This is a genomic window from Pseudomonas sp. xss_2 (genome assembly GCF_043104195.1).
GTDB classification, from domain to species: domain Bacteria; phylum Pseudomonadota; class Gammaproteobacteria; order Pseudomonadales; family Pseudomonadaceae; genus Aquipseudomonas; species Aquipseudomonas urmiensis.
The window spans coordinates 52,026-78,194 of record NZ_JBICKL010000112.1 but is presented as its reverse complement, the minus strand read 5'-3'; the positions used below and the strand labels follow the sequence as shown (position 1 = coordinate 78,194).

General features: G+C 64.2%; 26 protein-coding genes. 10 read left to right on the top strand and 16 right to left on the bottom strand.

The features are described 5' to 3' along the window. Positions 1–89: 89 nt before the first annotated feature. Both ACF8K2_RS25320 and ACF8K2_RS25315 read right to left on the bottom strand, forming a co-directional pair. On the bottom strand, positions 90–680 hold the full coding sequence (locus ACF8K2_RS25320) for a 2-hydroxychromene-2-carboxylate isomerase (protein WP_392468587.1): 591 nt from the start codon (positions 678–680) through the stop codon (positions 90–92). 27 nt (positions 681–707) lie between these two features. Next, positions 708–1,439 carry an SDR family oxidoreductase gene (locus ACF8K2_RS25315; RefSeq protein WP_186553469.1) on the bottom strand — a complete coding sequence of 244 codons (732 nt, stop codon included), beginning with the start codon at positions 1,437–1,439 and terminating at the stop codon, positions 708–710. 89 nt (positions 1,440–1,528) lie between these two features. Between ACF8K2_RS25315 and ACF8K2_RS25310 the strand changes: the two genes are divergently transcribed. Both ACF8K2_RS25310 and ACF8K2_RS25305 read left to right on the top strand, forming a co-directional pair. Continuing rightward, positions 1,529–2,092, top strand: a complete 564-nt coding sequence (locus tag ACF8K2_RS25310; protein WP_392468584.1) for a TetR/AcrR family transcriptional regulator — start codon at positions 1,529–1,531, stop codon at positions 2,090–2,092. Beyond that, on the top strand, positions 2,079–2,672 hold the full coding sequence (locus ACF8K2_RS25305; RefSeq protein ID WP_392468579.1) for a DUF4157 domain-containing protein: 594 nt from the start codon (positions 2,079–2,081) through the stop codon (positions 2,670–2,672). The genes ACF8K2_RS25310 and ACF8K2_RS25305 overlap by 14 nt, the downstream gene beginning before the upstream one ends. A gap of 24 nt (positions 2,673–2,696) precedes the next feature. Here ACF8K2_RS25305 and ACF8K2_RS25300 read toward each other — a convergent pair whose 3' ends face one another. The 6 genes from ACF8K2_RS25300 to ACF8K2_RS25275 form a co-directional block, all read right to left on the bottom strand. Further along, positions 2,697–4,019: an LLM class flavin-dependent oxidoreductase gene (locus tag ACF8K2_RS25300; RefSeq protein WP_392468576.1), complete on the bottom strand. Its 1,323-nt coding sequence runs from the start codon at positions 4,017–4,019 to the stop codon at positions 2,697–2,699. 20 nt (positions 4,020–4,039) lie between these two features. Further along, on the bottom strand, positions 4,040–5,002 hold the full coding sequence (locus ACF8K2_RS25295; RefSeq protein WP_392468574.1) for a Bug family tripartite tricarboxylate transporter substrate binding protein: 963 nt from the start codon (positions 5,000–5,002) through the stop codon (positions 4,040–4,042). 145 nt (positions 5,003–5,147) lie between these two features. Then, positions 5,148–6,650, bottom strand: coding sequence for a tripartite tricarboxylate transporter permease (locus tag ACF8K2_RS25290; RefSeq protein ID WP_392468571.1), 1,503 nt, complete (start codon positions 6,648–6,650; stop codon positions 5,148–5,150). 9 nt (positions 6,651–6,659) lie between these two features. Next, entirely contained in the window at positions 6,660–7,127 is a 468-nt protein-coding gene (locus ACF8K2_RS25285) for a tripartite tricarboxylate transporter TctB family protein (RefSeq protein WP_392468568.1), read from the bottom strand. Then, entirely contained in the window at positions 7,124–8,080 is a 957-nt protein-coding gene (locus ACF8K2_RS25280; protein WP_392468565.1) for an ABC transporter substrate-binding protein, read from the bottom strand. The genes ACF8K2_RS25285 and ACF8K2_RS25280 overlap by 4 nt, the downstream gene beginning before the upstream one ends. 81 nt (positions 8,081–8,161) lie before the next feature. Continuing rightward, positions 8,162–9,232: an LLM class flavin-dependent oxidoreductase gene (locus ACF8K2_RS25275; RefSeq protein WP_392468563.1), complete on the bottom strand. Its 1,071-nt coding sequence runs from the start codon at positions 9,230–9,232 to the stop codon at positions 8,162–8,164. 259 nt (positions 9,233–9,491) lie between these two features. On the opposite strand from ACF8K2_RS25275, the gene ACF8K2_RS25270 reads away from it, so the two are divergent. Beyond that, entirely contained in the window at positions 9,492–10,100 is a 609-nt protein-coding gene (locus tag ACF8K2_RS25270) for a cysteine dioxygenase (RefSeq protein ID WP_392468562.1), read from the top strand. Next, positions 10,097–11,686, top strand: a complete 1,590-nt coding sequence (locus ACF8K2_RS25265; protein WP_392468560.1) for a rhodanese-related sulfurtransferase — start codon at positions 10,097–10,099, stop codon at positions 11,684–11,686. The genes ACF8K2_RS25270 and ACF8K2_RS25265 overlap by 4 nt, the downstream gene beginning before the upstream one ends. Positions 11,687–11,719: 33 nt before the next feature. Here ACF8K2_RS25265 and sodC read toward each other — a convergent pair whose 3' ends face one another. The 6 genes from sodC to ACF8K2_RS25235 all read right to left on the bottom strand — a co-directional run bounded on the left by sodC (position 11,720) and on the right by ACF8K2_RS25235 (position 18,932). Then, a complete protein-coding gene (sodC, locus tag ACF8K2_RS25260) occupies positions 11,720–12,235 on the bottom strand; it encodes a superoxide dismutase [Cu-Zn] SodC (protein ID WP_392468557.1) in 516 nt (171 codons plus the stop codon). A gap of 126 nt (positions 12,236–12,361) precedes the next feature. Continuing rightward, positions 12,362–14,758, bottom strand: a complete 2,397-nt coding sequence (locus ACF8K2_RS25255; RefSeq protein WP_392468555.1) for a TonB-dependent siderophore receptor — start codon at positions 14,756–14,758, stop codon at positions 12,362–12,364. 66 nt (positions 14,759–14,824) lie between these two features. Next, positions 14,825–15,772 (bottom strand): FecR domain-containing protein, encoded by a 948-nt coding sequence (locus ACF8K2_RS25250; RefSeq protein WP_392468553.1) that lies wholly within the window; start codon positions 15,770–15,772, stop codon positions 14,825–14,827. After that, positions 15,769–16,284, bottom strand: a complete 516-nt coding sequence (locus ACF8K2_RS25245; RefSeq protein ID WP_368971259.1) for a sigma-70 family RNA polymerase sigma factor — start codon at positions 16,282–16,284, stop codon at positions 15,769–15,771. The genes ACF8K2_RS25250 and ACF8K2_RS25245 overlap by 4 nt, the downstream gene beginning before the upstream one ends. A gap of 93 nt (positions 16,285–16,377) precedes the next feature. After that, a complete protein-coding gene (locus ACF8K2_RS25240; RefSeq protein WP_392468552.1) occupies positions 16,378–18,081 on the bottom strand; it encodes an FAD-dependent oxidoreductase in 1,704 nt (567 codons plus the stop codon). Then, positions 18,078–18,932, bottom strand: coding sequence for an IclR family transcriptional regulator (locus ACF8K2_RS25235; protein WP_392468549.1), 855 nt, complete (start codon positions 18,930–18,932; stop codon positions 18,078–18,080). The genes ACF8K2_RS25240 and ACF8K2_RS25235 overlap by 4 nt, the downstream gene beginning before the upstream one ends. 326 nt (positions 18,933–19,258) lie before the next feature. Here ACF8K2_RS25235 and ACF8K2_RS25230 point away from each other — a divergent pair, with 326 nt between their 5' ends. Next, positions 19,259–20,083, top strand: coding sequence for a sugar phosphate isomerase/epimerase family protein (locus ACF8K2_RS25230; RefSeq protein ID WP_392468547.1), 825 nt, complete (start codon positions 19,259–19,261; stop codon positions 20,081–20,083). A 148-nt stretch (positions 20,084–20,231) separates the two neighbouring features. Here the strand turns inward: ACF8K2_RS25230 and ACF8K2_RS25225 are convergent, their stop codons facing one another. Continuing rightward, a complete protein-coding gene (locus tag ACF8K2_RS25225; protein WP_392468544.1) occupies positions 20,232–21,431 on the bottom strand; it encodes an MFS transporter in 1,200 nt (399 codons plus the stop codon). 120 nt (positions 21,432–21,551) lie between these two features. On the opposite strand from ACF8K2_RS25225, the gene ACF8K2_RS25220 reads away from it, so the two are divergent. Both ACF8K2_RS25220 and ACF8K2_RS25215 read left to right on the top strand, forming a co-directional pair. Beyond that, on the top strand, positions 21,552–22,154 hold the full coding sequence (locus tag ACF8K2_RS25220) for a TetR/AcrR family transcriptional regulator (RefSeq protein WP_392468542.1): 603 nt from the start codon (positions 21,552–21,554) through the stop codon (positions 22,152–22,154). A gap of 139 nt (positions 22,155–22,293) precedes the next feature. Beyond that, a complete protein-coding gene (locus tag ACF8K2_RS25215; protein ID WP_225915593.1) occupies positions 22,294–22,458 on the top strand; it encodes a hypothetical protein in 165 nt (54 codons plus the stop codon). A gap of 2 nt (positions 22,459–22,460) precedes the next feature. Here the strand turns inward: ACF8K2_RS25215 and ACF8K2_RS25210 are convergent, their stop codons facing one another. Beyond that, positions 22,461–23,285 carry a substrate-binding periplasmic protein gene (locus tag ACF8K2_RS25210; protein WP_392468540.1) on the bottom strand — a complete coding sequence of 275 codons (825 nt, stop codon included), beginning with the start codon at positions 23,283–23,285 and terminating at the stop codon, positions 22,461–22,463. Positions 23,286–23,559: 274 nt separating this feature from the next. Here ACF8K2_RS25210 and ACF8K2_RS25205 point away from each other — a divergent pair, with 274 nt between their 5' ends. The 3 genes from ACF8K2_RS25205 to ACF8K2_RS25195 are packed head-to-tail and all read left to right on the top strand — an operon-like array spanning position 23,560 to position 26,141. After that, positions 23,560–24,558, top strand: coding sequence for an aliphatic sulfonate ABC transporter substrate-binding protein (locus ACF8K2_RS25205; RefSeq protein ID WP_392468538.1), 999 nt, complete (start codon positions 23,560–23,562; stop codon positions 24,556–24,558). After that, positions 24,558–25,388 (top strand): ABC transporter permease, encoded by an 831-nt coding sequence (locus ACF8K2_RS25200; protein WP_392468536.1) that lies wholly within the window; start codon positions 24,558–24,560, stop codon positions 25,386–25,388. Before ACF8K2_RS25205 ends, ACF8K2_RS25200 begins: the two co-directional genes overlap by 1 nt. A gap of 3 nt (positions 25,389–25,391) precedes the next feature. Beyond that, positions 25,392–26,141 (top strand): ABC transporter ATP-binding protein, encoded by a 750-nt coding sequence (locus ACF8K2_RS25195; protein ID WP_392468533.1) that lies wholly within the window; start codon positions 25,392–25,394, stop codon positions 26,139–26,141. Positions 26,142–26,169 lie beyond the last annotated feature (28 nt).

Here is a 26,169-nt window from a genome sequence, read left to right as displayed (position 1 = left end):
GTAGCCCGCTAGCCTACAGATCAGCGCGGGCCCTGTGGGAGCGGGCTTGCCCGCGAAGAGGCCGCCACTGACGAATCAACCCAGACCGCTCACACCAGCGCTTGCTCGACAAAATCCAAGCGGTCCTGACCAAAGAACATCTGCCCCTCGACAAAGCAGGTCGGCGCGCCAAATACGCCACGCGCCACCGCTTCTTCGGTCACCTGCTTGAGCGCCTGTTTGACCTCGACCTGACTGGCCAACGCGCGGAACTGCTGCGGATCGAAGCCAGCGGCGTCCAACGTGGCATCGAGCACCGGCGCATCACCCAGATTGAGCCGCTGTGCCCAGAGCGCCTTGAACAGTACCGCCAGCAACGCCTCGAATCGCTCAGGTGCATGCAACTGGGTGGCAACCAGCCCACGCATCAAGCCCAGGGTATTGATCGGGAACCCCGGCGGCAGGCCAAACGGCACCCCATAGCGTTCGGCATAACGCTGCAGGTCGACGAACATGTACTTACCCTTGGCCGGCACCATCACCGGCGAGGCATTGCCGGTTGCCTGGAACACCCCGCCCAGAAGCATTGGCCGATACGCCAACTCGGCGCCATGCCGCGCACAAAGTGCCGGCAGCTGGGTCCAGGCCAGATAACTGGCCGGGCTGCCCAAATCGAAGAAAAACTCGACACGTTTGCTCATGCTGCTGTCCTTGTTCGTGAGAAGGGTTTACCAGCGCTCGACCCACGGGCGCAGGTCGAGCTCGAAGGTCCAGGCATCACGCGGCTGGGCATGCAGGAACCAGTAGCTGTCGGCGATATGGGCAGGATCGAGGATGCCGTCCTGGTCCTTAAGGGCGTAGCGCTCAGGGAAGTTGTCGCGGATGAACGCGGTGTCGATCGCACCATCCACCACCACGTGGGCGACATGGATATTGCGCGGCCCCAGTTCCCTGGCCATGCTCTGGGCCAGCGCCCGCAAGCCGTGCTTGGCCGTCGCGAAGGCGGCAAAGCCTGCAGCGCCGCGGGTGCCGGCGGTGGCGCCGGTAAACAGGATAGTGCCGCGCTCGCGGCTGACCATCCGCTTGGCCACCGCCTGGGCGGTGAGAAATCCGGCAAAGCAGGCCATCTCCCAGATCTTGAAGAACTTGCGCGGGGTCTCTTCGAGAATGCTGCATGGCACATTGGCGCCGATATTGAAGACAAACGCTTCGATGACACCGATATCGCGCTCGATGGTTTCGATCAGCGTCGCCACCTGTTCTTCGTTGCGCGCATCAGAGCTAAACCCATGCGCCTGACCGCCGCTGGCGCGGATCTCGTCCACCAAGGGCTGCAGCTTGTCGGCGCTGCGCCGGGTGACACAGGCAATGTAGCCCTCGCGGGCAAAACGCTTGGCGATCTCGCCGCCCGTGGCATCACCGGCACCAATCACCAGCACGACTTTTTGTTGTTCTGTCACGCACACCTCCATTGATGAACGATCATTTAGTAAACGAACGCTATGTTATGATCGCCCCCATCGTCAAGCCCGCGCGCTGAGGTTTTCACATGCGCTACTCCACTGAACACAAGCAGCAGACCCGCGAGAAGTTGCTGGCCAGCAGCGGCGCGCTGGCCAAGCGCGGCGGCTTTGCCACCACGGGCGTTGCCGGGCTGATGAACGCCATCGGCCTGACCGGCGGCGCCTTCTACAACCACTTTGCCTCCAAGGACGATCTGTTCACCGAAGTGGTGCGCCGCGAGCTGAGCAACAGCCCTCTCGCCCGCCTGGCCGAGCGCGGCGCCGACCGCCAGCGTTTGGCCCGCTGCCTTGAGCAGTACCTGAGCCTGGCCCACTTGCGCGATGCCGAGGGCGGCTGCCCATTGCCGCCGCTTGGCGTGGAGATCGCCCGCGCCGAGCTGCCGGTACGCGAACAAGCCGAGCATTGGCTGGTGGCCCTGCACAGCGCCTGGAGTACCACCCTGGAAGACCCCGAGCTGGCCTGGGCACTGATCAGCCAATGCGTCGGTGCGCTGGTGGTCGGGCGCATGCTAGCCAGCGCAGAGGTCCAAGGCCAGGTCCTGGAGGCCAGCCGCAGCTTGGTTGGCAGGGCGCTGAATGAAACGCGCTAGCCTGCTGCTGGGCCTGACCCTGGCGTTGCCCGCCGCAGCCGATAACGCGTGCCCGCCAGGGCAGTACCAGGTGTGCCTGATGGGCTGTTTCTGCGCGCCGATCGACCCTGGGCAGGCCGGCCAGATCCTCAAGGATGTCGAGCTGATGGCCTCCTCCAGCCTGGTCTTCGCCCTGCGCCAGGCGCGTGATGAAGCCAACACCCAGGGCACCGAGCCAATCCCGCTGCATATCCGTGCCCAGCTCGAAAGCTGGTACGACTTCGCCGTGCTCGATGCTGCGCGCTTTCGGGTCGGCAATGAACAGCAAATCAGCGCCGCCAATGCCCTGCTGCAAAACCCTGATGTCAACGCGGTGACCCTGATCGACACCATCATTTTTCGCCATGCCCAGGACGCCGACGACAATGTCGCGCTGTGGGCCCACGAGCTCAAGCATGTGCAGCAGTATCAACAATTGGGCGTGGAAGAGTTCGCCCGGCGCTACACGCGCAACTACGACGAGCTGGAGGCGCCGGCCTACACAGTCGAAGCCGAAGTAGCCAAGGCCTTGCGCGAGCGCCGTTCGGGGCAGGCGCGCTGAGCGCCAGCCCGTCGCAGGCTGACGTCAGCTGGCGCTGAAACGGGGAATCGCAAGCCCCAGGCTCTCGCGCAGGGTCGTTCCTTCATAGGCCGTTCGGTACACCCCACGCTCTTGCAGCAATGGCACCACCTCCTGGGTAAAGCGGCGCAACTGCTCCGGATGGCCGATGTAGATGTTGAAGCCATCCAACGCCCGCGCCTCGAACCATTCGGTCATCTTCGCCGCCACGCTCTGCGCCGAACCGACGAACGCCCCTGGGCGCAGCTGGCGACCGAACTCGACCGCCTGGCGCAGGCTCAAGCCCTTGTCCTGGGCCTGCTCGGCAATGCGCTTGGCATTGGTGAAGAAGCTGCTGCGCGCGTATTCCAGGCTCTGTTGCGGGAAAGGTGCATCCAGCTCGTACTGGCTGAAGTCGTGCCAGCCGAAATTGCGCCCGAACTCCTTGAGCGCCAGTTCGAAGCTGTGATCGAGCTGATGGTAATGCCGCTCGATTTCGCGGGCATGTTCATCGGTGTCGCCGACATAGATTTCCGCGCCGGGCAACACCAGCAGTTGCTCCGGATCGCGCCCCAGGCGCTGGGCGCGGGCTTTGACATCGCGATAGAACGCCTGCCCCTGCTCGATGCTGGCGGCGTGGGTGAAGATGACATCGGCCGTGGCCGCGCCCAGCGCCCGCCCCTGCTCGGAGTCGCCAGCCTGGAAAATCACCGGCTGGCCCTGGGGTGAGCGCTGGATGTTCAGCGGCCCCACTACCGAAAAGTGCGTGCCCTTATGATTCAAGGCATGCAGCTTGCTCGGATCGAGAAACCGGCCGGTGCGCCGATCACGGGGAAACGCATCGTCCTCGTAGGAGCGCCACAGCCCCTGCACCACCTCGACATGCTCCTGCGCCCGCGCGTAGCGGGTGTCGTAGTCATAGTGCTCGTCGCGGCCATAGTTGCCTGCCGTGCCGGCATCGCCACTGGTGACCACGTTCCAGCCTGCGCGGCCCTTGCTGATCAGGTCCAGCGAGGCCAAGCGCCGGGCGACGTTGTACGGCTCGTTGTAGGAGGTGGTCAGGGTGCCGACCAGGCCCAGGTGACGGGTGCTGACCGCCAGCGCCGAGAGCAGGGTCAGCGGCTCCAGGCGATTGAGGTAATGCGACGGCGAGCCGGGGGTGATGTACTGGCTGTCGACGATGAACATCAGGTCGAACAAGGCCGCTTCGGCCTGACGGGCAATGTCGATGTACCAGTCGATGTTGACGCTGGCATCGGCTGGCAGCTCAGGGTCGAGCCATAGATTGTGCCGGCCCGGGCCGCCACAACCCATGGTCAGGGCGCCCAGTTTGATCTGTCGGTTGCGCATGGCTGATCGGCTCCTGAGGCTTATTCGATATGAACCTGGGCGGTGCGGATCACCTCGCCCCAGCGCGCCTTGTCGGCGGCGATCACCTGGGCAAAACCGGCCGGGCTGCTGCGCTCGACGCTGATGCCCTGCTGGCCGAAGCGCTCGGCGGTTTCTGGCTTGTCGGCAATCACCTCGATGGCGTTGTTCAGGCGTTCGACCAGTGCCGGCTCGGCGCCTTTGGGCAGGACGATACCGAACCAGCCGGAAGCGACGAAGCCAGGCAAGCCGACTTCGTTGGCACTGGGTACCGAGGGCAGCAGCGGTGAGCGTTCGGCACTCGTCAGCACCAGGCCCTTGAGCTTGCCGGCCTGGATCTGCGGGGCGAGCACGGTCAGGGTGTCGACGGCGACATCCACCTCACCAGCGAGCAACCCGGTCACGGCCGGAGCACTGCCTTTGTACGGCACGTGCAGCAGGTCGACCCCGGCCAGGTTCTTCAGCAGTTCGCCAGACAGGTGGCAGAGCGTGCCATTGCCGCAGGAGGAATAGCTCAGTGCGCCGGGCTTGGCCTTGGCCTGGTCGATCAGCGCCTGCAGGCTGTCGATCTTGGTTTGTGGCCCTACCGCGACCACATTGGGCACCGAGGCCAACACGGCCACTGGGGTGAAGTCCTTGATCGGGTCGTAACGCACTGCCTGCAAGTTGGGCAGGATCGCCAACTGGCCAGCGGTGGCCAGTGACAAGGTGTAGCCATCGGGCTTGGCTTTGGCGACGGCTTCAGCGGCGATCGCGGTGCCGGCGCCGGGCTTGTTGTCGACTACCACCGGTTGGCCAAGGGAAGTCGAGAGCTGTTCGGCGTAGTAGCGGCCAACAGTGTCGGCGGCCCCGCCTGGGGGGAATGGCACGATCAGGGTGAGTGGGTGGCTGGGCCAGTTGTCGGCCTGGGCCAGGGTGGCGGCGCTTAGGGCCAGGGTGGCGAGGATGAGTTTCTTTAGGTTCATGGCTGGCTCATTTTTTGATCATTTTTTGATGTGGTTTGATGGTCTGTTACAGCCCTTCTGGCGCTATCGCGGGGCAAGCCCGCGCCCACACCGCGCTGCTTGCGTAGGAGCGGGCTTGCCCCACGATGACGCCCTAGCAGCCCCCTCAGTCCTCACTGAAAGCCACCTTGCGCGTGGCCCGCAGCCGCGGCGACAGCAGCAGCAACACCATCAGCGCAGTGATGACCAGCAGGGTCAGGCTCAAGGGGCGGGTGAAAAACACCGTCGCATCGCCGCGCGAAAGCAGCATCGCGCGGCGCAGGTTCTCTTCCAGCAATGGCCCGAGGATGTAGCCCAGCAACAGTGGCGCCGGTTCGCAGCGCAGCTTGATGAACAGATACCCCAGCAGGCCAAAGGCCATGCTCAGCACCACGTCGAACAGGCTGTTGTTGAGGCTGTACACGCCGATGCAGCAAAACAGCAAAATCGCCGGATACAGCAGCCGGTACGGCACCCGCAGCAGCCGCACCCAAATGCCCACCAACGGCAGGTTGAGTACCAGCAGCAACAGGTTGCCGATCCACATGCTCACCACCAGCCCCCAGAACAGCTCTGGGCGCTCGTCGATCACCTGCGGGCCGGGAACGATGCCGTGGATCATCATCGCCCCCGCCATCAGCGCCATCACCGCGTTGGAGGGCAGGCCCATCACCAGCATCGGAATGAACGAGGTCTGTGCCCCGGCGTTGTTGGCCGACTCTGGCGCGGCGACGCCTTCGATGGCGCCTTGGCCGAAACGCGACGGATCCTTGGCCAGGCGCTTTTCCACCAGGTAGGCGGCGAACGCGCCGAGCATGGCGCCCCCCCCAGGCAAGATCCCCAGCAGCGCGCCCAAGCCCGTACCACGCAGGATCGGCTTCCACGAGCGGCGATAGTCGTCGCGGCTCGGCAACAGGCGGCCAACCGGGGCTACCTGGCTACTGCCGGCCTGTTCGCGCTCAAGGTTGGCGATGATCTCGGCGATGCCGAAGAGGCCCATGGAGATCACCACGAAACTGATGCCGTCAGACAACTGCGGCAGGCCGAAGGTGAAGCGCTCCATCCCCGAATTGACGTCGCTACCCACTAGCCCTAGCAGCAGGCCGAGGATGGTCATGGCCAAGGCCTTGAGCAAATCACCCTGGGCCAGCACGATGGCTGCGACCAACCCCAGTAGCATCAGCGAGAAGTACTCGGCTGGGCCGAACTTCAAGGCGAAGGCGGCCAACGGCGTGGCCGCCGCCGCCAGCAACAGGATCGCCAGGCTGCCGGCCACGAACGAGCCGATCGCGGCAATCGCCAAGGCCGCACCCGCCCTGCCCTGGCGCGCCATCGCGTGGCCGTCCAGGCAGGTCACCACCGACGAGGACTCGCCCGGCAGGTTGACCAGAATGGCCGTGGTCGAACCGCCGTACTGGGCGCCGTAATAAATCCCCGCCAGCATGATCAGCGCCGCTGCGGGGCTCAGGCCATAGGTGATCGGCAGCAACATGGCGATGGTCGCCACCGGCCCCAGGCCTGGCAGAACACCGACCAGGGTGCCAAGAGTGACGCCAATCAGGCAGTACAGCAGGTTGTTCAGGGTAAAGGCGGCCTCAAAGCCCAGGCCGAGGTGGTTGAGCAGTTCCATGTCGGTCTCTCAAGTCGGCAGCACGGGCAGGTTCAAGCCCAGGCCGTAGGCGAACACCAGTACGCTGAACGCACCCAGCGCCAGGCCCAGCAGCGCCAGCTCGCCGACGCGCGCCTGGCGTCGGGCCAGGCCGCTGAGTACGGTCATCAGCAGCGTTGCCAGGGCCAGGCCCAGGCTTGGCAGCAACCAGGCAAAGGCCAGGATGCTGCCGCTGACCAACAGCCCCGGCCGCCAGCTGAACAGCGTGCCGCCTGCCTGCGCCTCGACGCGCACGGTCAACCCGCGCAGCAGCAGGGCTACGCCCAGCACGCCCAAGACCGCCGACACCAGCAATGGAAAGTAACCTGCGCCCATGCGCATGGCCGAGCCCAGCGGATAATCGCTGGCCAGCACCACGCCGAGCGTGGCGAAGGACAAAAACAGCCCACCGGCGATCACCTCACGGGCGTCGCCAAGCCCCAGGCGCAGGCTGTTCATGGCTTGGCCTGCGCGGTGGCCGGTTGCAGTGCGGCGGCAAACGAGCTGTCAAACAGGTCGGCCGCTGGATAGGCCTTGATCAGCCCAAGGCCTGCGAAGAAGTCCACGGTCTTCTGCGCATCGACGATCACCTGCGGGCTAAGTGGCGCTAGCTCAGTACGCGCACGGGCGAACCAGATCCGGGCAATATCGCGGTCGGCGCGGGTGCGCTTGGCCCAGGCATCGGCATAGGCTTCGGTGTTGGCCGGATCCTTCAAGGTCCAGTCACGGGCCTTTTTCATCCGTTGGAGAAAATCGTTGATCTGCGCCCGCTTGCTGTCGACTGCCTTGGCATTGGCGACCACGAAGCTCTGCGCCGGGATCAGCCCTTCGGCGGTCGCCAGCACCCGCGCGCCCTGGCGCTCCTGCTGGGTGACATAGGGCTCCCAGGTGGCAATCACATCGACCGAGCCGCCATCGAGCGCGTGCGAGGCGTCCAGCGCGCTGAGGTAGCGCAGCTCCAGCGAGTCACGCGGGACGCCGGCTTTGTCCAGCGCGCTGAACAATAGCTGCTGGCTCCATGAACCTTTCCAGATCGCCGCACGTTTGCCGCGCAGGTCTTGCAGGCTGTGGATCGAGGAGTCCTTGCGCGCCAGGATGGCCACCCCGCCAAGGTTCTGCCGGGTCACTGCAATCACTTTGATCGGCGCGCCCAGAGCACCGAGAAACAGCGGCGGCGCATCGCCCAGCAGGCCGATATCGAGGCTGCCGACGTTGAGCGCCTCGGCCACCGGCGAGCCTGCGGTGAACTGCTTCCATTCCAGGGTATACGGCAAGTCGTCGAGCACCCCGGCCGCTTCCATCACGGCGCGGGCATTGAAGCTCTGATCGCCGACGACCAGGGTCTGCGCGGCGGCGCTGACACTCAGGGTGGTGGCCAGCACAGCGGCGGCCCAGGTTTTCAGGTAACGCACGTTCGTCTCCAGGTGTCGCTTGCGACACAGCAGGTGGCGATCCGCGCGTGCGGTCTCGTCGCTATCGATTAGAAAAAGGGCTCAGGCGTTGCGTGCAGCGACTTTGGCGCGGGTCAGCGGAATCAGCTCGCGGCCGTATTGCTCGGCATCGGCGAGCGGATCGAACCCTCGGATCAGGAAGGTGCTGACGCCCAGCTCGTAATAAGCGAGCAAGGCATCGGCCACCTGTTCCGGCGTGCCGACCAGCGCGGTGGAGTTGTGCCCACCGCCGACCAATCCGGCGATGCCGGTCCACAGCCGCTCATCGACCCGATCGCCCTTGGCCACGGTCTCGAGCAGGCGCTGGGCGCCGACGCTCTGCGGTTTGTTGGCAATCACCGGACCGGCCTGCTCGATGCGCTGGCGCGCCTGGCCAAGGATGGTTTCGGCCTTGGCCCAGGCGGCCTCTTCGGTGGCGGCAATGATCGGCCGGAACGACACGCTGAACTGCACCTCGCGGCCATGCTGCGCAGCCTGCTCGCGCACCGCAGCGATGGTCTCGGCGGTCTGCTCCAGCGACTCGCCCCACAGGGCGAACACATCGGCGTGCTTGCCGGCCACCGCCAGGGCGGCGGGGGACGAGCCGCCGAAGTAGATCGGCAAGTGTGGCTGTTGCAGCGGCTTGATCGCCGAGAAGGCGTTTTGCGCCTGATAGTGAGTGCCGGCGTGATCGAACGGCGCTTCACTGGTCCAGACCTTGCGCACCACATCGAGGAACTCGTCGGTGCGCGCGTAGCGCTGATCATGCTCCAGGTAGTCGCCGTCCTTGCGCTGCTCGACGTCGTTACCACCGCTGATCACATGCACCGCCAAGCGACCATCGAGCAGATGCTCAAGCGTCGCCAGCTTGCGTGCGGCCAAGGTCGGCGCGACGAACCCTGGGCGATGGGCCAACAGGAAGTGAATGCGCGAAGTCGCCTGGCCGGCTAGTGCGGTGACCAGAAAGCCGTCCGGCTGATCCGACCAGTAGCCGACCAGAATGCGGTCAAAGCCGGCCTGCTCGTGAATGCGCGCAGACTGGGTGATGTAGGCCTTGTCGAAGATCGGCCCTTGCGGGGCGAGGATCTCCGAGGACAGCCGATGGCCAATCATGCCGATGAATTGAACGCTCATGGGAAGGACCTTAGCTTGGCGAAAGAGAGATATGCTTTTTAAATCTAAATAATCGAATGCTTATAAGTTATCGACTTGGTCTTGCCTTGTGAAATTCGTTTTAGGCATAACCTCATGCATTCGACATGCGTAGATTTCAGAACAAAATCGCCTCGCTGTAAATGCAGTATTTGCATATTAGCTTATGCACATTTTGCATTTTGAGAATATCAAGAGGGTTTGCTAGGGTTACCTTCAACCGTCAGAGCGAGCCTGAACCATGAGCCAACCGTTACGCCTGGAGCGCCTGCGTCAGTTCATCGGCGCCCTCTCCGAGCTGCTCGAACAACACCCCGACGAAGCCACCCTGCTCGACCAGGGCCAAGCCTTGCTACGCAGCCTGGTCGCCCACGACGACTGGCTGCCCGAGGCGCTGGCCCAGCCTGACCCGGACCGTTACCAGCAATACTTGCTGCATTGCGATTCGCGCCAGCGCTTCTCGGTAGTCAGCTTCGTCTGGGGCCCCGGGCAGCGCACGCCGATCCACGACCACCGGGTGTGGGGGCTGATCGGCATGCTGCGCGGCGCTGAGTACTCCCAGGGGTTTGCCCAAAGCGAACAGGGCCCCCTGGTAGCTGTGGGTGCGCCGATACGCCTGGACCCTGGCCAGGTAGAAGCGGTCTCGCCGCGCATTGGCGACATCCACCAGGTGAGCAATGCCTTCGCCGACCAAGTGTCGATCAGCATCCACGTCTACGGCGCCAACATCGGTGCGGTACAGCGTGCGGTGTACGCCGTGGACGGCAGCGAGAAAGCCTTCATTTCCGGCTATTGCAATAGCCAACTGCCCAATATCTGGGACCTGTCCAAAGAGAACTCCGCCCCATGAGCACACTCACCACCCGCAGTTACCCTGACATCCGCCGTGCGTTGCTGGCCTTCGAAGAGCTGGCGCTGATCGACGTGCGCGAAGAGGATCCGTTCGCCCAACACCACCCGCTGTTCGCCGCCAACATCCCGCTGTCGAAGCTGGAGCTGGAGATCTACGCCCGCGTGCCGCGCCGCGATACCGCCATTACCCTCTACGACGACGGCGAAGGGCTGGCCGCCATCGCTGCAAAGCGCCTGCTGACGCTCGGCTACAGCGATGTCGCCCTGCTCGAAGGCGGCCTGGCCGGCTGGCGCGAGGCGGGTGGTGAGCTGTTTCGTGACGTCAACGTGCCGAGCAAGGCCTTTGGCGAACTGCTAGAGAGCGTTCGGCACACGCCGTCGCTGGCCGCCGAACAGGTCCAGGCACTGCTCGATGCCAAGGCCGATGTGGTGGTGCTCGACGCCCGCCGCTTCGATGAGTACCAGACCATGAGCATTCCTGGTGGCATCAGTGTGCCGGGAGCAGAGCTGGTGTTGCGCGTCGCTGAGCTGGCGCCCAATCCCAACACCCAGGTCATCGTCAACTGCGCAGGGCGCACACGCAGCATCATTGGCACCCAATCCCTGCTCAATGCTGGCATCCCCAACCCGGTAGCCGCCCTGCGCAATGGCACCATCGGCTGGACCCTGGCCGGGCAACAGCTGGCCCACGGCCAAGCGCGGCAGTTCAGCGAAGTGAGCGACAGCACCCGCCGCAACGCAGCGCAGCGAGCGCGCCAGGTGGCTGACAAAGCGGGCGTGCTGCGCCTCGACCTGCAGGGCTTGCACATCTGGCAGGCTGAAACCGCGCGCACCACCTACCTGTTCGACGTGCGCACCCCAGAGGAATATGCAGCGGGGCACCTGCCCGGCAGCCGCTCGGTGCCAGGTGGCCAGTTGGTGCAGGAAACCGATCATGTCGCCAGCGTGCGTGGGGCGCGGATCGTGTTGCTCGACGATGACGGCGTGCGCGCCAACATGAGCGCCTCGTGGCTGGCGCAGCTGGGTTGGCAGGTGGCCGTGCTCGATGACCTTCGCCCAGCCGATTTGAGCGAGCGCGGCGATTGGCAAGCGCCCTTGCCTGCCCTGCCCCAGGTCAACGAGATTGGCGTCGACCAGCTGGCCAGCTGGCTTGAAGAGGCAGGCACCGTGGTGCTCGACTTCACCACCAGTGCCAACTACGTCAAGCGGCACATCCCCGGCGCCCATTGGGCCATCCGCGCCCAACTGCCGGCAGCGCTGGAGCAACTGCCGGTCGCCGAGCGCTATGTTCTGACCTGCGGCAGCAGCCTGCTGGCGCGCTTCGCTGCGGTCGACCTGCAAGCACTGACGCGCAAGCCAGTCTATCTGCTCGAAGGCGGCACCGCCCGCTGGATCAGCGCAGGGTTGGCGCTGGAAAGCGGCGAAAGCCATCTGGCCGTGCCCCGCACCGATCGCTATCGCCGCCCCTATGAAGGCACCGATAACCCGCGTGAAGCCATGCAGGGCTACCTGGATTGGGAGTTCGGCCTGATCGCGCAACTGGAGCGCGATGGCACCCACGGCTTCCGCGTGCTGCAAGCCTGAAAAAGAACGGGCCGCTAATGCGGCCCGTTGCGCTTACTCGACGACACCGCAGGCAACCCGCGCGCCCCCTCCACCGAGTTTTTCCGGATGGTCGCTATGGTTGTCGCCGCCGGCATGCACCATCAGCGCATGGCCCTTGAAATCGGCAAGCTTCAGTCGCGGCGCCAGTACCGGGTAGGTGGCCTTGCCATCGGCGCCGACATACAGCGCCGGTAGGTCTCCGCGATGGCCGCTGTCATCGTACGGCCCCTTGTGCGCATTGGTTGCCTCTGGATCCAAGTGGCCACCGGCTGCACCTGCAGCAACCGCCTTGCCGTTTTCTTCTGCCGGCGCGCAGGAGGCCTTTTGATGCAGGTGGAAGCCATGCACGCCTGGCGGCAAGTCCTTGAGGTCGGGGGTGAGCACCGCGCCATACTTGCTCTGCTCGATGCTCACGGTGCCAATCGACTTACCCGGGCCATCGGCTCCGGCGAGCTTGAGCTCTACGGTCTGCGCCGCCTGGGCCAGGCCTGCGCTGGCGAGCAATGCAGTCATCAACAGGGTTTTCATCAGTCTTCTCCATGGCTGGGATGGCGTTGGGCATGATCGCCGCAAGCGTTAGCAGTGAGACTGCAACGCTGTGCCGCGATTCCATCGAGCTACAGTCTGAAACACTTAACCCATGCGCTGGCTGACTCAGAAGCCAACGGTGGCCGATACCAGCCAGGTCCGTGGCGTGGACAGGGTCAGGCCGGTGGCGGTGCCCTCCGGAACGTTGGCCGAGGCCCAGTAGGCCTTGTCCAACACGTTTTCGACGCTGGCGCGCAGGGTCACATCCTTGTCGCCCAACTTGAGCGCATAGCGCGCGCCCAGGTCGTAGCGCTGCCAGGCCTCGGCTTTCTGCTGGTTGGCCGCATCCAGGTACTGGCTGCTGGTGTGGATCGCCCGCGCACTGAGGGTCAGGCCTTGGACGTAGGGCAAATCCCACTCAACGCCCAGGTTGGCATTGACCACGGGCGCACCAATGGCGCGATTGCCGTCGAAGCGGCCCTCAGCGGTGCGGGTCTGTTTGGCGTCGAGCAACATCGCGCCGCCCAACAGCCGCACGCCGGCTAGCGGCTCACCGAACACATTGAGCTCCAGGCCCTGGTTGCGCTGCTCGCCGTCGGCGCGCAGGTTGTTCTGGCTGTCGGTGTAGTAGGACGGCTTGTCGATGCGAAACAGGCTGAGCGTAGCGCCGAAGCTGCCCAGGTCGTACTTGGCGCCGAGCTCGACCTGCTTGCTGCGATAAGGCGCAAATACCTTGCCGTAGTTGGCTGCCGTCTCCGGTGCCTGCTGGCCTTGGGTCAGGCCTTCCATATAGTTGAGGTACAGCGACAGTTGCTCGCTGGTGCGCCAGACCAACCCCAGCGCCGGCGAGGTGGCGCGCTCATCGTAGACCTGGTCTTGTTCGCCAGGCTCGGAGCTGTTCACCTCCACCCGTTGCAGGCGGGCGCCGAGGGTTAGCAGCACGCTATCATCGGCAAAGCTCAAGGTATCGGCCAAGGCCAGGCTGGAAAGCACAGTCTCGGTGTGTGTCGGATTATCGGCGCGGGTCGGCGTGCCCGGCGCGGGCAGGGTCACCGGGTCGAACAGATTGCTCACGCCATTGCGGTAGCGAGCCCCGCTGTTGTCGAAGGTCATGTCGAAGCGATTGAGGCTGAGGTTCACGGTATGGCCCACGGCACCCGTGTTGAACCAGCTGCGCGCACCGACAGTACCAGTGACCACCTCCTCTTCGCGCTGGAAGGTCCTGGGGCTGACGGTAAAGCGCCCGGCATCGTTGACCAGCTGCACAGCGTGACGCAAAAAGTCATAGTCGCCTTTGCGCGCACCCAGCGCGCCGTAGAGCATCAAGTTGTCGTTGACATCGAACTCGCCCCGCAAGGCGCCGAAGGTGTCCTTGGCCCGCGAATAGGTCCATGGCTGGGCGAAGTTACTGTGAACGTCCTCGGCATCCGGCACCTTCACCCCTGCATTCAAGCTGACGCGTTCCATCGTGCCGTCGACATCGCGCTGCTGATGGCCAACATCCAGCGACAGCCGGGCTCGCTCCCCGCGAACATCGAAACCGAGCACCGACGCCTCGCGCTCGACGGATTGATGATCCCACTCGGTATCGCCCGACTGGCGCACGCCGTTGAAACGCAGGCCAAAGCGCTGCTCTGGGCCGAAGCGGCGGCCGATGTCGATATGGCCGCCCCCTTGGCCAGTCGAGGCGTACAGCGCAGTGAACTCGGTCAGCGGCGCGTCGCCGGCGCGCTTGGGTTCGATGTTAACCCCACCGCCGACACTGCCATTGGGCGCCAGGCCGCCGAGCAAGGCACCGGGGCCTTTGAGAATATCGACCCGCTCGACCATCTCCATGTCGATCGAATAGGTCGGCAGCACGCCATACAGGCCACCGTAGGCGACGTCACTGTTGTACAGGCTGAAGCCACGCACCGAGAATTGCTCGAAGCGCCCGCCAGAGGGGTTGGTGGTGCGCACCGAGGGGTCGTTGGCCACAGCGTCGGCCAGGGTCCTGGCCTGCTGGTTCTGCAGCACCTCGCTGGTGTACGAAGTCATGCTGAACGGGGTTTCCATGAAATCACGCTCGCCCAACATGCCCAGCTTGCCGCGCCGTGACACCTGCCCGCCGGCGTAGGCATCGTCGCCAGCGCCCTGGCCCTGGCCATTGATGGTGGTGCTGGGCAGCACATGCGCGGGGTCATCCTGCAGCGCTTGGCGGGCCAGGGTATAACTGCCCGCACCCGCCGCGACCAGCATCAGGCCCGAGCCGCGCAGCAGTGCATTGAAGCCCTCCTCCACGGCAAACTCGCCCTGCAACCCGGCGCTGCTGCGCCCGGCTACCAGCGCCGGGTCCACCGACAAACTGACCCCGGCCTGGCCGGCAAAGCGGGTCAAGGCATTGCTCAGGCTGCCCGCCGCAATCTGATAACTACGCCGCGGCGCATCCTCTGCCCAGCCTGCGCCAGGCAAGCCGAGGACGAACACGAGACCGGCGCGCAGCAGTTGCGCGTTCAAAGGGCGAAGCATGGGCTTGAGGGACATCCGAAGCGCTCTTGTTGGAGGAGTGATGCCACTGATGACAAGCGAGTCGGAAAAAGGGGACAGGCGTCAGGCAATTTTTTTGCGCGGCGTCAGCGATACCCAATAACGGCTGCGGTAATGCACCTCGAGCGGCAGGCTGGCGGCCAGCAGGGCGAGGATGCGTTCGCTGTCGTCCAGTTGGAAGGTGCCGGTCACCGCCAGGCGCTCGAGCAGCGGGTCCCACCGCAGCAGGCCGGGTCGGTAGCGGTCCAGCTCCCGCAAAAAGTCGCCTAATGGGTGGTTGTCGACGATCAACAGGCCTTGGCGCCAACCCGGCAACAGCGCATCGAAAGCTCGCGTCGGGCCTATCCCGCTGCTCGACAACAACGCCTGCTGCCCGCTGTGAAGTTGCACCGGCGCGCCGCGCAGCGGCTGCAAGCTGACGTGCCCCTGGCTAACCGAAACCAGGCAGCCGTGTGCTTGCAGCCTTACACAGAAGCTCGCGCGGGTAGCCACTGCCAAGCCTTGCGGCAGGCTCACCTGCACAGGGCCAAGGCTGTCGAGGGCGATTTCGCCCTCCAGCAGTTGCACGCGGGCAAGCCCTTCGACGACCTCGAGGTTGACCGCACTGGCGGTATTGAGCTGCAGCCGACTGCCATCGGCCAACTGCAAGGTGCGCCGTTCGCCAGTGGCGGTGCGCAGGTCGGCGCGCCAGCGCTGCATCGGCAGCTGCTGGTAGCCGAGCCAGGCCAACGGCGCCAGCGCGCCCAGGGCCAACGCCTGGCCGAGCAATTTGCGTCGATCCAGCTGTGGGCGGTCAAGGCAGGCCACCGCCAGCGGCACTGGCACTGCGGCAAAGCGCTGGCGCAGCGCCTCGGCTTTTTGCCAAAGCGCCTCATGTGCAGTGCTGCGGCCACGCCATTGCGCCAGCGCCGCAGCCCGCTCGGCGTCCAGCTCGCCGGCATCGCACAGGGTCAGCCAATGCGCGGCTTCACGAGCCAGTTGGCGCGCCTGGGCATCGACCTGGGCGCTCACAGGTCCACCAGCAGGCAATGCTCGTAGGCCTTGGCCATGTAGCGTTTGACGGTACGCTCGGAGACGCCCAGACGCTCGCCGATGGTGCTGTAGTCGACACCTTCGAGTTGCGACCAGAGAAACGCCTGGCGCACTGCGCGTGGCAGGCCATCGAGCAGTTCATCCAGCGCGTGCAAGGTCTCCAGCAGCAACCAGCGCTGTTCCGGCGACGGCGCTAGCGCCTGCGGCAGGTTGGCCAGCGCTTCCAGGTAAGCTCGCTCAAGACTACGGCGCTGGTAATGATTGACCAGTAGCCGCTTGCCCACGGTCAGCAGATAGGCCCGCGGCTCACGTAGACTCGGCAGGGTTTGCGTGTGCTGGGCGGCCAGCACCCGGACGAAGGTGTCCTGAGCCAGGTCGGCAGCCTCCCAGCTGTCGCCCAAGCGCCTGCGCAGCCAGCTTTCCAGCCAGCTGCGGTGGTCGCGATAGAGGGTGCTGAGGGACGCTTGGGGTGCCGCGGCAGAGTCAGGCATTCGTTGGCACACTAGGGACTGGAAACATGAATGCGAGTGATTCTAATTGCTTGTCGCGCCAGCGCCAATAGCCTACACACACGTGCGAGACCACTACCGGCTGTGGTGCACCCCCGCAGCATGCCGCCCGGCGATATAACCGAAGGTCATCGCCGGCCCCAGGTTGATCCCGCCGGAGGGATAGAAGCCTCCCATGACACTGGCCATGTCGGTGCCCACGGCATAGAGGCCGGCGATGGGCGCTGAGGTGCGGTCCAGCACTTGCGCATGGCCGTTGGTTTTTAGACCCGCGAAGGTGCCAAAGCTGCCGGGCCGCACTTTTACCGCGTAGAACGGAGGGTGCTCGATAGGCGCCACACAGGGGTTGCCCTCGGTAACCAGCGGATCACCCTGCTTGCGGTTGTACGGCGTCGAACCGCGGCCAAATTGCGGGTCTTCACCTTTGCGCGCATGGGTGTTGAAGTCGCGCACGGTTTCTAGCAACCCTGGCGGATCGATGCCACAGGCCTTGGCCAGGGCTTCGATGCTGTCTGCGCGCTGCAAATAGCCGCTGCGCACAGCCGGCCCAACCGGCAGCGGGAACGGGCGGGAATGGCCCAGGCCGAAGCGGCGCTGGAAGCGGTGATCGCAGATCAGCCACGAGGCCACCTCTTCATCCGCCGGTGCTGCGGCGACCATGGCCGCGGTGTAGTCGTAGTAGCCGTCGGCCTCATTGACGAAACGCTTGCCGGTGGACAGCACGCCGATCAGGCCGGGTTTGGCCCGGTCGATGATGTGCGGGAAATGTCCGCTGCTGCCATCGGCGTGGCGTACCAGCGAAACCGGCGCCCACGCCGCTGGCGAGGCGACGTCGAGCTCTAGCACCGCACCGACTGACTCGCCCAGGCTGATGCCATCACCGCAGCATTCTTCTGGCGGTAAGGCAAGATGATCGTTCGCTGCAAAGGTGCGCGGGAACAGGGCCTGGCGCCGTGCCTTGTCGTTGGCAAAGCCGCCCGCCGCCAGCACCACACCCTTGCTGGCATGGATGTGAAGTGGGCCGTCCGGGCTGTCGACCAGCGCGCCCAGCACCCGGCCTTGTTCGAAAATCAGTTGGCGCGCCGGCGCGGATTCGATCAGTTCCACGCCCAGGTCGACCGCTGACTTGGCCAGGCGCCCCACCAGCGCTACGCCGTTGACCAGGTGCATGGCGCGGCCATGCACGACCAGATCGCGCAGGTGCCTGATCAAGCGTTTGCTCACGTGCAGGAACGCCTTGAACGAACGGGTCATGCTCAGAAACGCCGCCAGGTCGGCACCGGCCATGATCGGCATACCCAGGAATGATGTCTCGCGCAGGGTCTTGCGCATACGGCGGATCAGCGTGCCCATCTGCCTGGCGTCATAAGGCGCAGCGATCACTTGATGGCCCTGCAGCGCTGCGCCCGGCACGTTGCCGTGGATATCAGGAATGGCATTGCCATCGAGCCATTTCACGCAGGTGTGCTGCTCGAAGAACGCCACCATGCGCGGTGCATTGTCGAGAAAGGCATCGATTCGCTCAGCATCGTAGCGCGCGCCCAATTCATGCTTGAGGTAAGTGCGCGGCTGCTGCGGGTCTTCATCGATGCCGGCGCGCTTGGCCAGCGGGTTGCCAGGCACCCACAGCCAGCCACCCGACCAGGCGCTGGCGCCGCCGAACGTTGCGTGCTTTTCCACCACGATGACCTTTAGCCCCTGGTGAGCAGCGGTTACCGCTGCGGCCAAGCCCGAGGCGCCCGAGCCGATCACCAGCAAGTCACACTCCAGACGCTTCACGCTTGAGTCCCCTGTTGGGCGTTGATGGCCGCAAGCCCTGGGCTCATCAGGGCGGGCGAGCCAGGAATCAACTGCTGGATTTCGGCGACTGCCGCGAGCAACGCCGGGGCGATCTGGTGCAAGCGCGCTTCGCCAAGGCGAAACACCGGCCCGGCAACGCTGAGCACGCCAATCGCCTTGCCACTGCGCGGATGCAACAGCGGCACGGCGATAGCCGCCATCCAATCGGCGAAAGTCTGAATCGCCAGCGCATAGCCCAAGCTGCGCGCCGATTCGATTCGCGGCAGCAGCGTTTCTACGCTCTGGGGCGCGTTAGGACCGTAGTGTTCTGCCCGACCAAAACCCTGCTGCTCGACCAGTGCCAACGCGCGCTGGTTATCCAGGGTCGCCAGCCACGCGTAGCCACTGGCCGAGCAGGAGAGCTTGGCCTCCATGCCCATATCAGGGTCATAGCGCAGCCCGGCGCGGGCGCCTTGGGCGCGGGCCACCCAGGTCAAACAGTCCTCGTCCACCACCGACAGACGCACCAGTTCGCCCACCTCGGCGGCCAGGCGATTGAGCACCGGCTGCACCGCATCGACCGTGCCATCGGCGCCCAGGTGAGTGAACGCCAGCACCTGCAGCTTGCAAGTCAGCACATAGGTGCCACGCTCCTGTTGCTGACGCACGTAGCCGTTTTCACACAGGGTGTTCAACAGCCGGTGGGTGGCGCTGCGGGGAATATGCAGGGTGTCCGAGATGTCGCTAAGGGCGATGCCTTGAGCGCTGCTGGCGAGCATTTCGAGGATTGCCAAGCCACGCTCGAGCAAGCCTGCGTAGGTTGGTTCGGTGTTATTCACAGCGCTTGGCATAACGGTCTCCTGCTTGGCGCAGAGGGCGCCGCGGATTGACTGGCAGAGGGTTTTTCGATACGACTGGAAAACTATTCCAGTTTCACTCGCAGTGTCAATTAGCCCGTTTTTGCTGGGCGAAACGGCTGCAAGTCAATCCGCCAAGTGCAGTTGAGTGCGGTTACCGAACGCAAAAAAGTGCCGAAACCGGCGTTTACCCTGCGACGGGATTTTTCCCTTGATTTGAAACTGGAACTCAGTTCTAACTAAAAAGACAACCGCTCCTGGCACCTCCTGGCAGGGCCCGGGCGAAGCGCATTTCTGCGAACCGAGAACGAGAGTCGAGCATGAGCGATCGCGTATTTTCCCTGGCTGCCCTGACCGTCCTGGAGCTGTCCCCACCTGACATGGTCGAGGTCGCCGCCCGCGCCGGGTACAGTCACGTAGGCTTGCGCCTGGAGCCGGCAACCGCGCAGGAGCAGCACTTCCCGTTGATGGCCGATGCCGGCTTACGCCGCCAGACCCACCAGCGCCTGAGCGACACCGGAGTGAAGGTGTTGGACGTGGAAATCCTGCGCTTGAAGGCAGACACGCAAGTGGCAGATTTTCGCGCCCTGCTCGAAGTCGGCGCCGAATTTGGCGCGAGCGAACTGCTGGTCGCGGGCAACGATGCCAATGAACAGCGGCTGACGGAGAACTTCGCCGCGCTGTGCGATCTGGCCAAGCCCTTTGGCATTTACCCGCACCTGGAGTTCATGCCCTGGACCGACGCCCGCGATCTGGCCCAGGCCTTGCGAATTGTCGAATGCGCCGGGCGCAGCAACGCCGGGGTACTGGTCGACGCCTTTCACTTCGATCGCTCCGGCTCGTCACTGGCGCAGCTGGCAAGCGCCGTAGCACAACAGCCGCAACGCTTTCGCTATGCGCAGTTGTGCGATGTGGCCGGCCCACGCCCGGATGACATGGATGAGATCCTGCGCCAGGCACGTAATGAACGGCGCTTCCCCGGCGACGGCGATTGCGACCTGCACGGGTTGTTGAGCGCCCTGCCTGAGGCCATCGCGCTGAGCCTTGAGATCCCCACCCGGCAGTTGCTCGAACAAGGCGTCAGCGCCTTCGAGCGGGCGAAGATGGCACTCGACAAAACCTGCGCGCTGCTGCAAAGCCGCTGAGCCACCGCGCTGGCTTCTTCGCAGGCAAGCCCGCTCCCACAGTTACCGAGCCGATCACAGCCGTTGTAGCGCACACGATCCTGTAGGAGCGGGCTTGCCCGCGATTAGGCCGGCATTGCCAAAGATAACTGCGCCCCTTCGCTCACTGTCACGCGCACCGCGCCACCTGCCCTCGCATCTGTCGATAGCCTAAAAGCGCCACCAGTAAAACCGCTGCGCCAGCCACCAACGCCAGCTGAAAACCGGCATTGGCACCCTGCAGATCCACCATCTGCCCCGCCCCCGCCGCGCCGAACGCCACGCCGACATTCAGCCCTGCCAGCAACCAGGTCATACCCTCGGTCAGTTGGCTGTCAGGCACGATGCGTTCGACCAGCGACATCGCCACGATCATGGTCGGTGCAAAAAACACCCCTGCAACCAGTACAGCCACGGCCAGGCCCGCGATGTTCCCCGCCCACAACAATGGCAAGGTGGTCACCGCCGTGGCCAACCCACCGAGCAAAAGCACTCTGGGCAATGGCGATTGCAGCTTGAGTGCACCGAACACCAGCCCAGCCGCGCACGAGCCAATGGCGTAACACGACAACATCAGGCTGGCCGCAGCCGGTCTGCCCTGCTGCTCGGCGAAGGCCACACTGACGATGTCGACAGTACCTACGATCACCCCCATGGCGACCATCAACAGCGCCAACAGCTGCACCCCGCCAAGACGCAAGACCGAGGCTTGCCGCTGTGCTGTCGCCGCCCTTGGCTGTAGCGCTGGCTCAGTACCCACCTGGGCTACCAGCGCGAACACGCCGATGGCCAACAACAGGGCGGCAACCAGCGGCCCTGCTTGGGCAAACAGCACCACACTGAAACCGACCGACAACGGCGGGCCGGCGATGAAAGTGACTTCATCGAGGACCGTCTCTAACGCGTAGGCCGTCTGGAGATTGGCCTGGCCGCGATACAGCGCCGTCCAGCGCGCGCGCACCATGGCCGACATGCTCGGCATGCAGCCGGCCAACGCCGCGCTGGCCAGCAGCGCCCAGACCGGCGCCTGCCAATAGCTGCAAGCCAGCAGCAGCAAAATCCCCAGCACGCTCAGCGCAGCGGCCAGCGGCAACACCCGCCGCTGGCCGTGTTGATCGACCAAGCGTGAAACCTGTGGCGAGAGCAGAGCAAAGGTCAGCACAAAAGTGGCCGACACCGCGCCGGCCAGGGCATAACTGTCGCGCAATTGCGACAGCATGGTGATGATGCCGACGCCAGTCATGGGCAATGGCAGACGGGCCAACAGCCCGGCCAGGGTAAAGCCCTTGGCGCCCGGCACTTGAAACAGCTCGCGGTATGGATTTGCCATGCCCGATGATCCTTATCGATAGGGCCCGAAACGCTAGGCCGAGTTATACATACACACCGCATGTTTAAAAACTCTATTATCATACGAATCGTATGTAAAGCCCTTCACCCAGGAGATAGCATGGTCAGACGCACCCGCGCACAGATGGAACAGACCCGCGCCCTACTCATCGAAACCGCACGCCGGGTATTTAGCGAGCAGGGTTATAGCGAAGTCTCACTGGATGACCTGACCGCCCAAGCCGGGCTGACCCGTGGTGCGCTGTATCATCATTTCGGCGACAAAAAGGGCTTGTTCCAAGCAGTGGTCGGGCACATCGACGCCGAGATGGACGCCCGCCTGCAAGCCATATCGGACCACGCCGAAGACCCTTGGGCCGGGTTCAGCAACCGTTGTCGCGCCTACCTGGAGATGGCCCGCGAACCTGAGATTCAACGCATCGTGCTACGTGATGCGCGCGCCGTGCTTGGCGCCCCCACGCCAGCGGCGCAGTTGCACTGCGTGAGTTCTTTGCAGGTGCTGCTCGAAGGCTTGATGGCCGAAAACATCGTCGTCGCGACCGCCCCTCAAGCCTTGGCATCGATGATTCAAGGCGCCTTGGCGGAAACCGCAGTGTGGATTGCCAATGGCGCTGACCAACCTGAGCGACTTGAGCAAGGGTTGGCTGCGGTGCAGTTGCTGCTCGACGGCATTCGGCGACCATTGCCAACCGCTCAAGCTTAGAGCGAAACAGAATAATACCGTCGGTCGCCCCAGCATGAGCCTTCTTGCGAGCTTGCATGTCCGAAGCTAATAGTTAATTCAATTGCCTGGGGAGGCACTTAACATGCGACCGCGTTTCGTTGTAGTTCCGGCTGTGCCTATGGAAAAGCCATACCTTGAGCGGGGTGTGCGTTTCTATTCAGGCCTGTGCACCGGCTTCGACCTCTACGACAACGTTGAGAAAATGAGGCTCAAGCCAACCTTCAACCTGCGCGCCGATGCCGAAGCAGAATGCTTGCGGCGAAATCAAGCGGGGATCGGTTGAGTTCAGCGCTGGGGCTCGGCTCGCGGCGGCTGCTGGCGCTGCCACACTTGCAGATTTCGCTGCAGCCATTGCTGGGGTAAGTCGCTGGCGACGATCTCTGCCATCTTCTGCGCCAGCTGCTCGCGCAGCCGTGGCTGGTTGCAGGGCGATGCCTGCGACAGCGCCAGGTACAATCCCTCACTGGAAACCGGCGGCTGCAGGACCTGCAACCCCTTGTCCAAGCCCAATGTCTGCGCCAGCGCCATGCCTGGATACTGCTCATAGATCAGGTAGTCGTTGCGCTTGTGCACCAATTTCAGGAACGCCTGGCTGGCGCTGGGCACCGCTTCGAGGTTGAGGTTGGCCTTGGCGTAGTCGTCGAAGGCCTGGCCATGGCTGTTGTTGACCAAGGTGCCGCCATTGCGCCCTTTGAGGTCAGCCCAACCGTGATAGGCAAAGCCTTCACCCCGGCGCACCCAAACCACGCTGGGGGTCGAGAGAAACGCGGGCGTGATGAAGTCCATGGTCTGTTGCCGGGCTTGGGTGATGAAGTAGCCGGCCATCATGTCGATACTGCCGGTGCGCACATCTTCCTGGGCCCGTGACCAGGGGCCGCTATAGACCACCTGCACCTGGAGCCCAAGCGCATTGGCCAGGTGCTTGAGCAAGTCGGCATTGGCGCCGATCAGCTGCTCTGGGTTGTCTGGATCACGCCACAGATAGGGGGGATATTCAGGATTGCCTGTGGCGGTCAGGTATCGACAGTCGTCGGCTGCCAGGGCCAGCTTGGGGCTCAACACCCAACACAGGACCAGCAACCACAACCGCCCGGGGCGGCGCTCGATCATGTGCGAGCCTACGTCATCAATGACAGGAGAGTTCAACCAGTCTGGACCAGAATCCGCCGGCCGCCAGCGGCCCCTCACAGTACCTAATGCACAGTCGCGTGGCGGCAGGCATGCAGCCCCACACACTGTTGGCCAGGCAACAGCGAATCAACAGACTGCGCCTCACGCCACAGTCAGGTGCTCCCTACCCCGCCGCCGAGCCCCGTCCAGCTGGGAGATGGCCGAATGGCATGCCCCGTGCAACCGGTGTTGATCCTCTTCGACTGTTTGGATCTTGCCGATGCGCCTGACCACCCTCGCCCTGTCCCTTCCCCACGCCCTCAAGACCCTGGCCGCCGCCGGCCTGTTCGCGCTGGCGCTGAACCCCAGCGCCCAGGCTGAAACCGCCCCCAAGGAAGTGCGCCTGGACTACGCCTACTACTCACCCGTGAGCCTGGTCCTGAAGCATTTCGGTTGGCTGGAAAAAGCCCTGCCCGACTCGAAAGTGAGCTGGGTGTTCAGCCAAGGCAGCAACCGCTCGCTGGAATATCTCAACAGCGGCGGCGCCGACTTCGGCTCGTCGGCCAGCCTCTCGGCCGTGCTGGCCCGCGCCAATGGCAGCCCGATCAAGTCGGTGTACGTCTACAGCCGCGCCGAATGGACCGCACTGGTGGTCAGCAAAGACTCACCGTTGCAAAACCTCGAAGCGCTCAAAGGTAAAAAGATCGCAGCCACCAAGGGCACTGATCCGTACCTGTTCACCCTGCGCGCCTTGGCCAAGGCCGGCATCGAGAAGGACGACGTCGAACTGCTGCACCTACAACATCCGGACGGGCGCACCGCTTTGGAAAAAGGCGACGTCGACGCCTGGGCAGGCCTGGACCCGCACATGGCCGCCAGCGAACTGCAAGCCGGCTCGCGCCTGCTCTATCGCAACAAAGACTTCAACAGCTACGGCGTGGTCAGCGTCACCGACACGTTCGCCCAGCAACACCCACAGACTATCGCCACAGTGATCAAAGCCTACGAACAGGCGCGCCACTGGGCCATCGCTCACCCTGACGAGTTCGCCAAGCTGTTGGCCGATGAGTCCAAGCTGCCGCTGGATGTGGCCAAACTTCAGCTGTCGCGGACCGACCTTTCCGCGCCGCAACTGACTGATCAGGACATCAGCGCCTCCAAGGCCGCAGCCCCCATTCTGGTCTCCGAAGCCTTGGTCAAGCGTGGTGTTGACGTCAACCAGGTGATCGACCAACTGATCGATCCATCCTTCGCCAAGGCCAGCATCCAGTGATGAGCATCTCCAGCAAGCCCCTGGCGCCGGGGGTAATTGCGCCTGCCGTGCAACCGAGCCACTGGCGGCGCCGAGCCAAGGGCCTGGCCTTGCCGGTGCTGATCATCCTGCTGCTCGAAGCTGTGGTGCGCCTTGGTTGGATCGCCGCCTACCAGATGCCGGCTCCCAGCGAAGTGGCCCAGACCCTGCTGCACCTGGCCGATGGTGCGTTGTGGAAACACATCGGTGCCAGCCTGTCTCGGGTATTGGCCGGCTTCGCCATCGGTGCGGTACTTGGGCTACTGTTTGCCGCCTGGGTTGGCCTTAGCCGCGAGGCCGAAGCCTGGCTTGAGCCAACCTTTGCCAGCCTGAGAGCGATTCCCAGCCTGGCCTGGGTGCCGCTGTTGCTGCTGTGGCTGGGGATTGGCGAAACCTCGAAAGTCACGTTGATTGCCATTGGCGCGTTTTTTCCGGTGTACCTCAACGGCGTGGCAGCGATCCGCAATATCGATCGCAAACTGGTTGAGGTCGGGCGCATGTATGGCTTCAGCCCGTTGCGACTGGCCCGACGTATTTTGCTGCCGGCCGCCCTACCGGGCGTATTCACCGGTTTGCGCAGCGCACTGAGCCTGAGCTGGATGTTCCTCGTTGCCGCCGAGCTGATTGCCGCGACCCGTGGCCTTGGCTACCTGCTCAGCGATGGCCGGGAAACCTCACGACCAGATCTGGTACTGGCGGCGATCATTGTCCTGGCGCTGCTGGGCAAGCTCAGCGATGGCCTGCTGGCGAGTCTGGAACAGCGCTGGCTGACCTGGCGCGACACGTTCGACGGTACGGATACAGGAGTCTGAAGCATGAACCAACCTCTGCGCATTGCCGAGCCAGCCCCGCCCGTTGAACCACTGCTTGACCTGCAGGTGGAAGGCAAAGCATTCGGTGCGACCCCAGTGCTGGGGCAAGTCCAGCTACAACTGCAACCGGGTGAAATCGTCAGCCTGCTCGGCCCTAGCGGCTGCGGCAAGAGCACCCTACTCAGATTGGTGGCACAACTCGATCAGGACTTTACCGGCGTACTGCACAGCCGGCCCGAGCAGGTCGGTTTCGTCTTCCAGGAGCCGCGATTGATGCCCTGGCTGAGCGTGGCCGAAAACATCGGTTTTAGCCAAGACCAAGGCTACGACCGCGCCCGCGTAGCGGGGCTGATCGAAGAGGTCGGCCTGGATGGCTTTGCCGCTGCCCTGCCCAAGGCCTTGTCAGGTGGCATGGCGCAACGGGTAGCGATCGCCCGCGGGCTGTACGGGCAACCGCAGTTGCTGTTGCTGGATGAACCGTTCAGTGCAGTGGACGCCTTTACCCGCTTCAAGCTCCAAGACCTGCTGCTGGACCTGGCCCGGCGGCACCGGATTGCCTTGCTGGTGGTAACCCACGATGTGGATGAGGCGCTGTACCTGAGTGATCGGGTGCTGGTGATTGGCAATCGCCCAGGTACGGTGTGCCGCGAGTTGCGGGTCAAGCTTGACTACCCGCGTGACCGACGCGACGAACGCCTGGCACGGTTGCGCGGGGAAGCGCTGGAGGCGTTGCACAGTGCGCGGGTGATTTGAGCATTGAGCAATGCGGTTCGCCCGACTG